Below are 14,975 nucleotides of genomic sequence, written 5' to 3' on the forward strand. Positions count from 1 at the left end.
TCAGAGTTCCGGCTCTGTCGGCTCACCCTCGAAAGGTGGAGCGAAAGTACCAAACCGGGGTGGTATGATCGGTGTCTCCTCATCATCCATCAGATTGACGCCTTCCTGCTTCATTTTAAGCTGCTGAGCGCGGAAGTAGTTGTACTTTTCACTGGCAATCTGGGAACTGATCGCGGCATCCCTCAACACTACCGGCCTGAGAAAGACCATCAGATTTCGTTTGACCTTGGAGGTCTTGTTGGAGCGGAAGAGGGCGCCTAACAGAGGAATGTCGCCAAGCAGGGGGACTTTCTCTTCGGTCTGTTGAAGGTCTTCCTGGATCAGTCCGCCAAGTACGATTGTCGCGCCATCTTCCACCATCACCACGGTTTTGATGGTGCGCTTGTTGGTGACGATATCGCTGGTGCCGGTACTTGCTGAGGCATTGATGCTGGAGATCTCCTGTTCAATCTCGAGCTGAATGGAGTTGCCTTCGTTGATCTGAGGTTTGACCTTGAGTGTCAGACCCACATCCTCACGCTGCACGGTTTGGAACGGATTGACCGAATTGCTGGTGCCACCGGTGGAACTGTAGGAGCCGGTTATGAACGGCACATTCTGACCGATCACAATCTCCGCTTCCTGATTATCCAGTGTGGTCAGGCTGGGGGTAGAGAGAATATTGCTGGTGGTATCACTCTCCAGTGCCTGTATCAGAGCCGCGAAATTGACCCGGTCGCTGTCAAATCGGCCCAGGCCGATCGAGGTGCCGGGGCCCAGTGGTACACCGGCGCCGGCAACCACCGAGTTGTAGACGTCCGTAATGGTCGGTGAACCCAGATTGATCACACCAACCGGGCCCTGACCATCCGGTGTGCCATCGACCACCCACTGCACACCCAGACTTTTGGCCTTGTCATAGGAGACTTCAGCAATGATTGCCTCGACCAGAACCTGGGCGCGACGGATATCCAGTTTACGGATGATTGCCTGCAGGGAGTGGAAAACATCCGGTGGCGCAGTAATGATCAAGGCATTCGAGGCTTCATCAGCCTGTATGTTGACCGGCACCTTGGGTTTGCTTTTCCCCTTTGCCGCTTTACCCTGACCACCCTCATCGATGTTTTCACTAACCCCGGTCAGTACGTTAACCAGGTCTACGGCATTGGCGTATTTCAGATACACGACCTGGGCGTTACCCTCGTTATCAAACGGGGTATCCAGATGTTCGATCACCACCCGTGCCCGCAGGCGTTCAGTCGGGTCGCCGCTGATCAGGATGCTGTTGGTGCGTTCATCGGCGACCATCTTTGAGGCCGATCTGGAGGCACCCTTGGCAGCCGTCGGTTTGAGGCTTTCCAGTATCCGTACCACTTCCGCTGAGGAGGCGTGCTGCAGTGTGATGACCTCAATGGAGCTGTCACTGACTTGATCGATCTGTTCGATGATTCTCATCAGACGGTCCACATTGCGGCGTCGGTCAGAGATGATCAGTACATTGGTGTCCGGGTAGGCCGCCAGGTGCCCCTCCTGGGGAATCAGCGGACGCAGGATGGGGACCAGTTGGGCCGAGGTGACATTCTTCACCTGAATAATCCGCGTGACGATTTGATCCCCTGGCAGCGAGCCGGCTCTCGCCAGGGTGGGAATGCCACCCTGTTTGGCTTTTACATCGGGAACGATCTTGATTACCTCGCCACTGGGAATGGTTGAAAAACCATGAACCTCTAGGATCGACAGAAAGACCTCATAGAACTCATTCCGATCCATCGGGTGGGCGGATATCACCGTGACCTTGCCTTTGACCCGTGGATCGATGACGAAGTTCTTGCCGGTATGTTCTGAAACCGTTTTGATCAGGGCTTCGATATCCGCGTTGTTCAGATTCAGGGTGATCTGCTCGGCTTGAGTGGGCGTGATCGTCGCAAAGTTCAATAGAATCATGCAGCAGCACAGAAGCAGCGCATGGCGAATTTTGTGCTGGAGCGGAACTGATCTATCCATGAATTTATTGGCCGAAATGGTCATCATTGAAGCTGTCCCCTAGCACTCTCTGCAACAAGCCTGATCCAATTCAGGTCACTGGTTTGTGACAGGTCAGGGAAATAGTTGTGAAATTCTTTATCCATCATGGGTTTATGTTGAATATGTAATCCATTCCATAATAGCAGATGTTAGCCCATTGGCCTACCGGTTCAAAACAGTAGTATGAAACAGTGCACATGCTTCAAAGCCGCGCGCTGTAGGCGATCTGGTAGCTGCCATCAGGTTTGCGTTTGCTGATTGCATTCAGGGCACCGCCAAGTCGGGGATCGGAATCTGTTCCCGGTTTGATCTGGCCATTGACCTGGAAGTTTCCGTCCAGTGTCAGACTGAGCTCCCCATCCACGGCGGTAGGTCCTCCCAAGTCTTTGATTTTTGCCCGGACTGCTCCTGAATCATCCGTTTCAAGATCAGCCTTAAGATCGCCAACCTTGAGTGCGAACGGGCTTTTCAGGGCTGAGTCCAGCCACTGCACCTCGCCTTCCGCATAGATGATCTGATTGTCTGACAGAGTGATCTGTTGGAGGTTCAGGTTAACGTTACCGTCAACCCCGATTTGTGCCATATTGATCAACTGAGGAATGATCGCAGCCTGAATCACGCCACTGATATCCTCAATTTGGATCTCATTGCCAAATCCTTTCGCAACATCTGCTTCCAGTTCCTGACCCGCATGATTGATCTGAACGTCAAAGCCGAGACGACCGAATAGCAATTCACTTGGAGAGAAGCGCCATTTGAGTTTGTCGAGGGGAACACCATTCACGGTCAACGCCTCCATCTTGCCACGCCACAGGCTTCCTTTGATGGTGCCGTAGGTGAAAGGAGTTTTCTTATCGTTGCCTGCCGTCCAGCCCAGGACATGCTCTGCCGGCAGGCTGATCACCATGATCAGCAGATAGGCCCCGAGACCGATCAGCAGATAACTCCACCACTTCATTACCTTCTATCCTCCGCGCTGCAGGACCACCCGGGCATTGATCAGCCCTGGAGCATCCTCTCGATCGATATTGAGTGATTCGATATTCAATGCATGCTCCTGGGTCATCTGACCCAGCCAGCGAATCAGGGCGTCAAAAGAGGCCTGTTCGACCCACAGCTGAACCGCATCGTCACCCTGGGGCTTGATACGCTTGATCTGCTGCCTCAACTGCACCCGTTTGGCTGTCCTGTCGACCAGTGTCAGCAGTGCTTCGTTGCTGGCTGCGCCTTTACCGGGTTGGTTGTTGCGCATGTTTCTCACCAGGTCCGCATTGTCTTTCATCCATTGCAGAGTCGATTCCTGGCTCTTCACCAATAAGGCTTTCTGCTCAAGGCTCTGCTGGAAGGGGCGCCATACAATCAGGTAGATCAACAACAGCAGCACAGCCGTGCCACCAATAATCATGGCCAGATGTTCTTGCGGGGTTTTACTCAGCCACCACTGCTTCATCAGGATCCTCCGGTGATTCTCAGATGGGAGGTGACTTGGTTATCCGCCGCATTGGCAGAGCGGATTTCGACAGTCAGCTGTTTTTTCTCGATCGTCTTCTTCAGGGTCTCGAGGGCTTGCAGCTCTTTGATGGTCAGTTGCAAATTGAGTTGGCCATCGCGAAAGCTGATGTTTTGCAGGGTAGTGTTCGGGCTGTTTTTAATGACGCTTGCCGAGGGTACGAACAGGCTGGCAAATTGGGCGAAGCTTCCGGATTGACCTCGTTGCAGGGATTTCAGACGCTGCTCCATTTGTGCTCTGGGATCGACAATTCGCTTCACCTCCGGAAAGGCCTGCTGAAAAGTCTCCCTGATCTGAGCATGCAGCAATTTGCTTTGGTTGTCGTACTGGTTGTATTGCTGAATCGACGAGCCAATCGAGAGGCCAACGAATACCAGCGCCAAAACTGCCGCGGGTAGCCAGCGCTTCCACTGCAGGGTTGTCTTGTCGACCCTGAGATACTCCCCTTGCAAAAGATTCAATAGCTGTTTCTGATGCAGGTTTTCAGCCAGCAGGTTGGTTAATTCACCCGGGTGTTCTATCTCCCTGGTGATGATCTCGCAGTCTGGTGCGATCGTCTCCAGGTCCAGTTCTGTACGGCTGCCGTTAAGACGGTAGAGGGTCAATTTGTGTGGAGCCGATTCCCCAGCCTGCTGCAGTGCCAGTTTTAAAAACTCTCCACCATTGACGCCATCGACACTGTATCCCAGGTTGGTCTGGGTGCGAATCTGTAACTGATGGTCGCTCTGGTAGAGACACCAGGCGTCATTCTCCATCGGTAGCCCGAGCATATCCGGATAGAGACCGAGTGGTTCGATACCGGCCGACTCCAATTTTTCAAGCCACGCTTCAAGCCGACTTCTGGCAACAACGGCAACCGGAGTGATGTTATCGCTATCCATGATGCCGGCGGCAAAATGGAGTTCATCGATATCCTCAGTAAGCTCGTTCTCCAAAGAGAAAGGTATCGCTTGCAACAGACGCTGGCGATTTCGGGTTGGTATGTTGACGGATGTGATCAGGATTTCGGATGCAGGAACCAGCACCAGAGTGCGTCTGCCTTTCGCCTGTTGAGCGGCCTGTTCCAGGGTGCCGGTTCCCGGCTCGCTGCCACTAGCGCCACGAAAAGACCAGGAGACCTGCTTACAGGATGCATCGTGACAGTGCAGAATAAGATGCTCGGCCATCAATAGACCCCGGTGGTTCGGGATATGACAACCACATCCTCACTGCCTTGGTACAGGCGGCTGACCAATCTTTGGCTGATATTTTCCATGCGTACAACCGTCTCCAGTTGAAAAAAGTGACTGTCTACTGAGATCAATGGCTCTATCTCTTCAGATTTTACTTTATTTTTATCCAAAAGTTCTCTAAGTCTTTCAATAAAGGATGCCGTCTCTTTGAACGGGTTCTCTTCTCGCTCACTGATCAGTTGCTCTGCATGCCCATCCGAGAGCTCGTTGAGCAGGCTTTTCAACACAATCTGGTCGGCTGTGTTGACATTGATCGGGGTTTTAACCGGTAGAGCAACGACATGTGGCGCCAGTATGTCGTAACTCTCCTGATCGATATCCTTGATCAGTCTTAGCTCAGTGTGGCTGGCCATATAGCCATTGGCCGTTCGGTAGGCCGGTTCCTGTCCCAGGTATTCAATATCTTCAGCACCATCTGGGAAAGAGGTCTTGATGTCACTGTCGAGCCAGTCCTGGGTTGCCTGGGCGATCGACTCCGGTAGTTCGAGAGCTGCAAGAATACGTTGAAATATGGCCAGTTGGACGGCGGCTTCCTGTTTGACCTGCGGTTCCGCTTCTGCTTCCACATAGAGATTGTTCAGGTTGAACCGACTTTGCAGGTCGGTGGTAACGGCCTGTACCTCACCCCCTTCCACCGGAGTGGGGGGAAGTTCGATCGCCCAGTTCTCATCGAGGGAGTCGTACTCCTTGGAGTCATCATCCAGCAAGTCCCTGATCAGCATGCCTCTGGACCAGGCTTCACTGCCCAGGGTGTAGTAGTAGGACTGGTCCGCTGCCTGGATATTGCCGGTTCGACGAATATTGAGCTGCAGGTTGTGGGTCATTGCCACGGCAGCGATCGATGCCATGGCGACAATCACGATGGCGGTGATCAGGGCGATTCCTTGTTGTTGGGATGGACGCTTATTGAGTGTCGCCATTACTGTTTTTTTCCCTGCTCCTGTTGTTCATCCGGAATGGGCCTCACCAGGGCAAACAGGCGTCTGATCTTACCCCAGTCCTTGAGTTCCATCTTGACTTCCACCGCCGTGGGAAGACCGGGTTTCTCTCCTGAATCGAAATCAAACTTTTCAGGTGGCCACTGACTCTGTTTTTTCATCTCCTTGTCATAATAGACCAGCTCAAGTTCCTCAATATTATCGATCAGTTGGTAGCGGTGGGGTTCACTATCCTGGGCTCTGTCCAGAATTCTCCAGGTCAGGCGATAGAGGGTCTGCTCTTCCAACTGGTAACCCACCCGCTGCAGATTACTGCGAGGCAGCTTCATTGGGTTGGCATAGCCGTCCCGGGTCAGCTCGAGCAGTGTGCCGGCGAAACCACCACTAACGAAAGCGCCGACTTCGTCACCATGCTGATCCCGGATTGGCCTTTCAATCGCCTGCTCGATATCCCGCTGCATCAGGTTCATCGCCAGCTGCAATTGAGACATGCGTTTGCTGTATTGGCTGGTTTGATTTTCAGAATCCAGTACCACCTTGAGGCCCGAGTAGGCGAAGGTCGCCATAATGGCGAAAACGGTGATGGCAATCAGCAGTTCCAGCAGGGTGAATCCAGCGGAACAGGGCGTGTTTCGCGGTTGATGGTCTCGTAGTTTATGTGCCAGAGGTTTCATTTGATCGGTTGTGAAAGAAAGCTCACCAGTCGGGTTACACTGTTCTCATCGTCCTTGTTGCGAAAGACCCGGATCTCCACCTGTCTGACACGATCATCCGGTGTCTTGCTGACCTCTCGTTGCCAGTGCCATTCCTTCAGTCCCATCTCCTCTTTACCCTTTTTCGAGCCGGTCGCGGGCCATTGATTGGTGACCTGCAGCTCTGTCATCTGGTTCATGGCAACCCAATGGGCCAGGGTCTTGTCACGCAAATAGGCGACATTGACCGATTGGTTGGAAGCCACTGAGATGATCGAGGTCAGTGCAATCGCCAGAATCGCCAGTGCAATCAGAATCTCCAGCAGGGTAAAGCCCTGATTGCGACTGCCTGGTGCAGTCCTGGAGGGGTGGGTAGTAGTGGAGTGTGGTTTAGTAGGGTGAGACATGTTCCAGGGAGAGCTCTCCAAGTTCATTGCCTGTCAACCGGTAGTAACTTTCAACCTGTTCAGAGCTGACTTTCAGCTCGAATGTGGTCATCTCTCCACTGTTCAGGAGGATGATCTCAGGCGTTCTCTTCTCTTCGTCATCCCCTTCGGGCAGTGCGGTGGCAACGCTGATCTCAACTCCTGGAGGCAGTTGACGCTCTCGAAACAGGTTGTCGGATACCGCTTCCCACTCCCCCTCGTTGAGGCTGAGGAAGCCATAACGCTCTTCGGTGATATCCACCCCGATCAACATCGATCTGAGCAACGCCTCTTCACTGGCCAGCTCAAGCAGGCTGTTGAGTCGCTGGGCTTCATCTCTGAGCTGGTCTCCCGGGGCATTGCGCCCGAATGAGATTGCCACATAGTTGATCAGTATGCCGATGATGACCACCACCACCATCACCTCGATCAGGGTAAAGCCCATGCCCAATCCTTTGGCGCTTCGCATTGGCCAAGCTCCCTCAGGCTTACGATTGATCTTTCGGGGCTGTGTCAATCCAGATTCCAGTTACCGATGTCATCATCTGTCGATTGCATGTCCAGGCCTGTAGTATAGATATCCACCGTACCTTGGGTTCCGGGACTCAGGTAGAGATAGCCATTACCCCAGGGATCACTGGGCAATCGATCAAGATAGCCGCCTTCCTTCCAGTTTCTTGGTTCTGGAGAGTCGGTGGGCTTGCTTACCAGAGCCTCAAGTCCCTGCTCGGTGGTTGGGTAGATCATGTTATCCAGACGATAGAGGTTCAGAGCCGCTTCCAGCGCCCTAATATCGCTCTTGGCTTTGGTGATACGGGCCTGTTCAGGGCGATCCATGATTTTCGGCACAACAATCGCCGCAAGGATACTCAGTATGACCACCACCACCATGACTTCGATTAGTGTGAAGCCATTGATTTTCTTTGATTTATTTAATTCAGCCCAGTGATGGCAAGTGGCTGCTTTAGGGGCAGGAAGAGAGGAGACTGCATTGATGGTCATAAGATAAATCCGTGTCATTATCCGTGTTGATTTGTCGTAAAAGTGGGCCATTATCCTGGGAATATGTGTAGGAATCCAGATTCCCGTTAAAAATCACGCTGACAGGGTGAATCGTTTCACTATCTTTGTGTACTATAGAGGCTCTTGAAGCGGAATCAGCATCATTTTGGCGATAGTATCCAAACAATAATCAATCGCCGGATCTGCTTCAATCGGCAGTATAGACGACAGCCTCATGAGTTCAGTTTCTGCAAGACCCTATACTGAAGAGTGATTGGGTAACCGGTAGTCGGCTTAAATCGAACATTGTTCGTTGTGATTTGCCGAAAACAACAAAGACTGCTGCATTTGGGGTAGTCCATCACAAATGCCAAATACTATTACTCACTTCAATAGAGGGTATACAGGATCTCAGTGATTACCGGGATAATAAAACCCACAGTTGTAAGTCTCTGTCAGCGAGTAAAAGTTCATTGAGTATAGACACAACTAAGTACCCTTGAGGATGACTGATTGACTATCGGAATAATCGGCTATGGATTTTCGGCGACACTGTTTCTGATATTCAGTGTGCTTCTACTGACCAGTTGGCGTGGGCGTATCGAAGGGACTTATCTGCTGATTGCCTCGACCACATCCGCCTGTTGGGCGCTGACTGCGATCGCTTTTCAGGTTCAGGAGTCGGCTCTTACTGCCAATACGTACCAACTATTTGAAATTGCAAAAAATATTGCCTGGTTTGCCTTTCTGCTGAGACTCTTGTCTATTCTCAAGTCAGCGGCAGGTGGAGATGATGGCCTGCTCAGATACGCACCAGTCACGATCTTTTCCGTCTCCGCTCTGCTGTTGGGTGTTGAGCTATCAGCCCAGTTTTTTCCCTGGGTGCGTAACTGGGGAGGTACTGCAAGCTTTCAACTGATCGGACATTTGGGGTTTGCGATTGCCGGTCTGGTGTTGATCGAGCAACTCTACCGCAGTACCCGGCCGGATATGCGCTGGTCGGTTAAGTATCTCTATTTCGGTATGGGCATACTGTTTGTCTATGATCTGTTTCTCTATGCCGACGCGTTGATGTTCGTACAGGTGGATTCCGCGTTGTGGCAGGCCAGAGGCTTTACCAGTTCACTGGTTGCTCCCTTTGTGGCGATTGCCGCGACCCGTAATCCCAGCTGGTCTGTGCGGGTATTTGTCTCCAGGCAGGTGGTGTTTCATGCCACAACCATGCTGGTTGCCGGCAGCTACCTGGTGCTGATGGCGGCGGTGGGTTATTACATTCGCTATTACGGTGGCAGCTGGGGTAAAGCGACACAAATCGCATTTGTGTTCGCCGGGGTCTGCTTTCTGGCCGTCGTGCTCTTTTCAGGATCACTGAGAGCCAAGCTGAAAGTTTTTGTCAATAAACACTTTTTTAGTTACAAGTACGATTGGCGGGACGAGTGGTTGAGAGTGGTTCAAACCCTCGCGGAAGGACCCGGTGGCGGCCAGATACTGCCCAGAGTTGTGCAGGCGATATCCGATTCCGTGGAGTCCCGTGGCGGTTATCTCTGGACCTTGGGTGACGATGGGCGATACCACTGTACCAGTCGTTGGCAGGTCGACGATATTTCCCTGGATCTGCAGGCGGAGAGCGAATTAATTGCCTATTTTCAGCGTAGCGACTGGATCATCGATATCGATGAATTGAACAGATACCCTGAACGTTATGACAATCTGGCCCTTGATCAGAGTCTGGCGAAGATTCATGACGCCTGGTTAATCGTACCTATCAAACATCACGAAGCCTTGATAGGATTTGCACTGCTTATCCGTTCCCATTCACTACCCTCGATCAACTGGGAGGATCGGGATCTGATCAAAGCTGCCGCGAAACAGGCGGGCGGCTATCTGGCACTTCTGCAGGCCTCTGAGGCGTTGAACCGAGCCAATCAATTTGAGGCCTTCAACCGATTGTCTGCCTTTGTTGTGCACGATTTAAAGAACCTGATCGCGCAACTCGAACTGGTTGTGAAAAATGCAGAACGACACAAAAACAATCCGGCGTTCATGGATGATGCGGTTAGAACCATTGGCAATGCAGTCAACAAAATGGGCAAATTGTTGGCACAATTGCGACAAGGTAGATTTGAGTCGACAGAAACGAAACAGTTCTATATTGAGGAGTCAGTGGCACAGGCGGTTAATGAACTGTTTGCCTATCAGCCGAAACCGCAGTTGAAGATCAAAGACAACTATTTAGAGATTGTTGCAGATAAAGATCGTTTCACCGCCATTATGATTCATATGATTAAGAATGCTCAGGAAGCGACCGCTAAGGACGGTGAGGTGATGGTGTCCGTCGAGAGAATCGATCAGAATGCGATTATTACCATTCAGGACAACGGATCAGGGATGGAGGATAAGTTTATCAAAGAGCGATTGTTTCGGCCCTTTCAAACAACCAAGGGAAATGCAGGAATGGGAATCGGCGTCTATGAAACCCGGGAGTATGTTAACTCCCTGAATGGCAGCCTGACAGTGAATAGCCAGCTTGGTGAGGGCACTTGTTTCACCATATCCATTCCACTTGTTAAATCAGGGACTGCAGCAGACCGGCAGTCAGATGCTACTGTAGAGGCGTAATTGCGTGAGTAAAGCCAATAATCAATTAAAACCGCTGATCATTGTTGAAGACGACCCGGGTTTGCAGAGCCAGTTGAAATGGAGCTTTGACGGCTATGATGTACAGATTGCCGGGGATCGTGCTAGCGCAATCAATCTGTTGAGAAAGACGACCGCTCCGGTTGTGACCCTGGATCTCGGCTTACCCCCGGACCCTACCAATGTCAGTGAGGGCTTCGCCACCCTGCAGGAAATTCTCAGTCTGATGCCTCAGACGAAGATCATTGTGGTGACTGGAAATGACGACCGGGAGAATGCGCTGAAGGCGATCGATCTCGGTGCCTACGATTTCTACCAAAAACCGATCGATCCGGATGTGCTCAAGGTGATCATCGAACGTGCCTATCATGTCCATGAACTTGAGGAGGAGAACCGGGGGCTCAACAAGATGCAGCGCTACTCACCCTTGGATGGTGTGGTGGCGAACAGTCCTGAAATGATCGAACTTTGCCGGGTCATAGAGAAAGTCAGCCCGACAAACATTACAGCGCTGCTGCTGGGGGAGAGTGGCACCGGTAAAGAGGTCCTGGCAAGAGCAATTCATGGTCTGAGTGACCGGGGTGAGCAGAAGTTCGCTGCCATCAACTGCGCCTCGATTCCGGAAAACCTACTTGAAAGTGAGCTCTATGGGTATGAAAAGGGCGCCTTCACCGGGGCGTCCAAACGCACCATCGGTAAGATTGAATCCGCCAATGGCGGGACACTTTTTCTGGATGAGATCGGAGATATGCCGATCGGTCTGCAGGCAAAAATGCTGCGCTTTCTCCAAGAACGTGTGATTGAAAGACTGGGTGGACATGAAGAGATACCGGTGGATGTCAGAGTCGTCTGTGCCACCAATCAGAACCTTGAAGAGAAGATATCCAGTGGTGAATTTCGTGAGGATCTCTACTACCGGATCAGTGAGATCATAATCGATATTCCTCCGTTACGTAACAGGGCGGGGGATGCGGTGCTGTTGGCCTGGTCATTCATGACCAAGTACGCCAAGCAGAACAACTCCAAAGTCAACGGATTTACAACCGATGCATTGCAAGCGATAGATGCTTATCACTGGCCAGGTAATGTGCGGGAACTTGAAAATCGCATAAAACGCGCAGTGGTGATGGCGGATGATCAATTGATTACACCCGGGGAACTGCAGCTCAACGCTGATGGCGAAGAGAATATGCCGATCAATTTGCGAGAGGTCAGAGAGCATGCAGAAGCCAGGGCGATAATCAGGGCGATGAGTTATGTGGGTGGGAATGTGTCAAAGGCGGCTGATCTGCTTGGCGTCAGCCGGCCCACGCTCTACGATCTGGTTAATAAATACGGATTAAAATAGCGCAGTACCAGTAAATACCGGCAACTCAACAGGATCCTTTCCAGGCTTCGGGAATGTTCTTGAATCGGAGGTGAGTGACAGAGAGTGGATACTTGCCAGTCAAGCGCCATAATGAGGGGCAAGGAGATTCTGAAATCACTGATGTTTTGTGTTTTTCAGTAAAAAGACAGGTCGTTGCGCCAGTCATTAAAAAGTGTAAACAAACCTGTTGCCCGGTGGAACAGCGGCATTTCGATGCCTGACTGCAGGCAACTGTATTTCGGTTGAAGATGGCCCGATTAAGGTGCCGGGATAACAATTCTTGGATTGATAGGAGAAATTAATGGCCGTCTACAAGGGTGGATCGACAACTATCGTTACGCTGATACTCACACTGATACTGCTCGCGGGCTGTTCCGGTGGCGTGAGTGAAGAGGAGAGATATCAGAACGCATTCACCAGCTATTCCAATCAGGAGTTTAACAAAGCGATTATCGAACTCAAAAATCTTCTGCGAACGAATGGAAAACATCAGGCAGGCCGGATACTGTTGGCAAAAACCTATTTGCAACTGGGCGATGGAATCGCAGCTGAAAAGGAGATCAACAGTGTTACTGAAGCGGAAAAAGGAGACCCCAAAGTTCATCAGATCGTTCTCGATGCATGGCGTTTACAGGGTAAATTCGAGCAGATTGTTGAGCAATATGAGGCGGGTAATTTTAACACTCTGGAACAGCGTCCCCTGAATCAGACTGTTGCCAATGCCTACATCCATCTGCGTCAGCCTGAAAAAGCCGACAATATGGCTGAGACGCTGCTGCAGGCGGATGCCGGAAATGTGGATGCGATGGTGGTTCGCGCTAAAGCGGCAAGTATGCGTGATCGGGATGAGCAGGCGATTGAATTTCTCAACAAAGCGATTGTGCTCGATGGCAAGAATCCACAGGCTTGGCGGACTCTGGGTGGTATCCAGTCCAAGTTGCAGCAGTTCGATCATGCGATAGAGTCTCTGAAGCGGGCGGTTTCACTCGATCGACTGGATGATTCCAAGCAGGAACGATTTCTCACTCAGACTTCATTGATTCAACTGCTGGTACTGAAAACCAGATTCACTGAGAGCAAACAGTATCTTGATGAGCTCAAAGTTGAGTTCAGCAGCCATCCGATCGTTGTCTATTTATCGGGTCTGCACTACTACATTGACAAAAAGTATGACTTGGCGAAAACAGAGTTAACGGATGCGCACAACGCCTTGCCAAATCACTTGCCGACGGTATTGCTATTGGGGGCAACCCACTTTGCCGAGAACAACCTGGAACAGGCGAATGTTCTGCTGTCGCGCTACGTCAATCAGGTACCGACTCATCTCCAGGCGAGAAAATTACTCGGTGAGATCAAACTGCGGTTGAATAAACCCCAGGAAGCCCTCTCCATCCTCAAATCCTCGAGTGATCAGCAGAAGGATCACCAACTGCTCTCGATGATCGGTGCAGCCGCCAGTCAATCCGGTGACTTTCTGCAAGGCGTCGAATATCTGAAAAAGGCGGTCAAATCCCATCCTGAAAGCACTCAGATCCGACAGGAGTTGGCGAAGCTCTACCTGAGTCAGGGTGCGGTGGATGACGCCATAGCAGAACTTGAACAGATGGACAGTACGTCCGGTAAGAGCACCACCAATCTGTTGATACTCTCTTATCTGAAGAAACAGGACCTCGCAGCGGCCAGAAACAAGTCTGATCAAGTGTTTGCCGAAAACCAGGACCTGTCAACAATAGACTATTACCTTCGTGCCGTGATTGAGTTGCAATCCGGTAACCGGCATGAAGCGAGAGAGAATCTGCGCAGTGCGGTGGAGGTGAACAGAGCCTATGTACCGGCCCTGGTGGCGCTTGGTCGGATGGACCTTGAGGATGGCCGATTGAGTGAGGGCAGTGATCGACTCGATCTGGTACTGGCGACTGACCCGGAGAATACTCACGCCTTGCTGTTACTGGCGCAAATCAGCGAACGCTCCGGTCAGCAGAGAGAGGCGTTGAATTGGCTTGACCGGGCCGCAACATCTTCACGCAACCCGACACTACCGATCATTATCATCAGCCGTTACTACCTGCGAACCAAACAACCGGAAAAGGCCGCAAAGTACCTGCAAAACAAAGCACTCCTCGAAACTGAGAACTCGACCATTCTCTCGATGATTGTGGAGATGAATCAGCAATCGGGTAATTATCAACAGGCAGGGGCGACAATTGAACGGATGATCCGATTGAATCCGCAAAACCAGGAGGCCTATCTGCAATTGGCAGATCTGCAGAGAAAGCAGGGGGATTATGCCGCCGCCATGTCGACCCTCGATGGTCTCAATCCATTGCCGCAAAAGGGTAAGCTGCTGAAGTACAAGTTGGCGCTGGAGAGTGAACAGTACGAGGTCGCTGAGGCGGTAGCCAAGCAGCTGAGTGTTGACGCCAATAACAAACATCTCGGTGTGGTGTTGAGTGCTGGAGTGCTGCAGGCCAAAGACAGGCCACAGTCGGCCATTTCACTCCTGAAGAAAAATCTAACACCAGATGCGCCGTTTTATCTCTATAGAAAGCTAGCCGACATGTACGCCATGAATGGCAATGTGAATGCCGCTACAGAGGTATTGAAACAGAGAATCAAGTCCCAGCCTGGTGGAGACAAGCAGGCGAAACTGGCACTGGCGATGATTCTACAGACCTACAAAAAGCCGGAAGACGCAATAAAACTCTATGATGAACTATTATCTGATGAACCGGATAATGTAATCGCCCTGAATAATGCGGCATTGCTTGTTTACGAGAAGCACCCGGAGAAAGGGCTCGATTATGCCCGCAGGGCCTATGATCGTGTTGGTGATTCGTCCCTGGCGGTGATCGATACCTATGCCTGGCTGACCTATCGGGAGGGGGATTCCAAATCAGCTCTGAACTTGCTTGAGCCAATTATGCACAGAGCCTCTGATCCATCCATCCGCTATCACTACGCAGCCGTGCTGAAGGCTGAAGGTCGAAACAAAGAGGCGCGGGAAATTCTCCAGGCAATTCTGGATAATAACCAACAATTTGAAGAATCCAGTGAAGCCAAGCAGCTATTAAGTGAGTTATCATCTGCGAATGGCTAGTCATGGATTGCTGTGAACAGGCCCCAGTAACAAGAACCGGGAACAGTTCTCGAACTCGAAAATTACAGG

At 51.4% G+C, this 14,975-nt stretch carries 12 protein-coding genes; 3 read left to right on the plus strand and 9 right to left on the minus strand.

The window, feature by feature from the left end; genetic code table 11:
* The 9 genes from gspD to gspG all read right to left on the minus strand — a co-directional run bounded on the left by gspD (position 1) and on the right by gspG (position 7,692).
* Positions 1 to 1,923, minus strand: a complete 1,923-nt coding sequence (gene gspD / locus AC4IE8_RS21665) for a type II secretion system secretin GspD (protein ID WP_490792030.1) — start codon at positions 1,921 to 1,923, stop codon at positions 1 to 3.
* A 283-nt stretch (positions 1,924 to 2,206) separates the two neighbouring features.
* Positions 2,207 to 2,962, minus strand: a complete 756-nt coding sequence (locus AC4IE8_RS21670) for a type II secretion system protein N (RefSeq protein WP_068993978.1) — start codon at positions 2,960 to 2,962, stop codon at positions 2,207 to 2,209.
* A 6-nt stretch (positions 2,963 to 2,968) separates the two neighbouring features.
* The gene (locus tag AC4IE8_RS21675) at positions 2,969 to 3,454 is read right to left on the minus strand and encodes a type II secretion system protein M (RefSeq protein ID WP_068993975.1); all 486 of its coding nucleotides are present in this window, start codon (positions 3,452 to 3,454) and stop codon (positions 2,969 to 2,971) included.
* Positions 3,454 to 4,680, minus strand: coding sequence for a type II secretion system protein GspL (gene gspL, locus AC4IE8_RS21680; RefSeq protein ID WP_068993972.1), 1,227 nt, complete (start codon positions 4,678 to 4,680; stop codon positions 3,454 to 3,456). The genes AC4IE8_RS21675 and gspL overlap by 1 nt, the downstream gene beginning before the upstream one ends.
* The gene (gene gspK / locus AC4IE8_RS21685; RefSeq protein WP_490792031.1) at positions 4,680 to 5,666 is read right to left on the minus strand and encodes a type II secretion system minor pseudopilin GspK; all 987 of its coding nucleotides are present in this window, start codon (positions 5,664 to 5,666) and stop codon (positions 4,680 to 4,682) included. Before gspK ends, gspL begins: the two co-directional genes overlap by 1 nt.
* Positions 5,666 to 6,358 carry a type II secretion system minor pseudopilin GspJ gene (gene gspJ / locus AC4IE8_RS21690; RefSeq protein ID WP_068993969.1) on the minus strand — a complete coding sequence of 231 codons (693 nt, stop codon included), beginning with the start codon at positions 6,356 to 6,358 and terminating at the stop codon, positions 5,666 to 5,668. Before gspJ ends, gspK begins: the two co-directional genes overlap by 1 nt.
* Positions 6,355 to 6,783, minus strand: coding sequence for a type II secretion system minor pseudopilin GspI (gene gspI / locus AC4IE8_RS21695; RefSeq protein WP_083226166.1), 429 nt, complete (start codon positions 6,781 to 6,783; stop codon positions 6,355 to 6,357). The genes gspJ and gspI overlap by 4 nt, the downstream gene beginning before the upstream one ends.
* Positions 6,767 to 7,270 carry a type II secretion system minor pseudopilin GspH gene (gene gspH / locus AC4IE8_RS21700; protein WP_490792032.1) on the minus strand — a complete coding sequence of 168 codons (504 nt, stop codon included), beginning with the start codon at positions 7,268 to 7,270 and terminating at the stop codon, positions 6,767 to 6,769. Before gspH ends, gspI begins: the two co-directional genes overlap by 17 nt.
* Before the next feature lie 44 nt (positions 7,271 to 7,314).
* Positions 7,315 to 7,692, minus strand: a complete 378-nt coding sequence (gspG, locus tag AC4IE8_RS21705; RefSeq protein ID WP_490792054.1) for a type II secretion system major pseudopilin GspG — start codon at positions 7,690 to 7,692, stop codon at positions 7,315 to 7,317.
* A gap of 624 nt (positions 7,693 to 8,316) precedes the next feature.
* On the opposite strand from gspG, the gene prsK reads away from it, so the two are divergent.
* From prsK to prsT, 3 genes are all read left to right on the plus strand, one after another.
* A complete protein-coding gene (gene prsK / locus AC4IE8_RS21710; protein ID WP_068993960.1) occupies positions 8,317 to 10,422 on the plus strand; it encodes an XrtA/PEP-CTERM system histidine kinase PrsK in 2,106 nt (701 codons plus the stop codon).
* A 4-nt stretch (positions 10,423 to 10,426) separates the two neighbouring features.
* Entirely contained in the window at positions 10,427 to 11,788 is a 1,362-nt protein-coding gene (prsR, locus tag AC4IE8_RS21715; protein WP_068993955.1) for a PEP-CTERM-box response regulator transcription factor, read from the plus strand.
* A gap of 322 nt (positions 11,789 to 12,110) precedes the next feature.
* Positions 12,111 to 14,906 carry an XrtA/PEP-CTERM system TPR-repeat protein PrsT gene (prsT, locus tag AC4IE8_RS21720; RefSeq protein WP_490792033.1) on the plus strand — a complete coding sequence of 932 codons (2,796 nt, stop codon included), beginning with the start codon at positions 12,111 to 12,113 and terminating at the stop codon, positions 14,904 to 14,906.
* Positions 14,907 to 14,975 lie beyond the last annotated feature (69 nt).

The sequence above is a fragment of the Candidatus Thiodiazotropha sp. AKAK2 genome, from assembly GCF_058244685.1.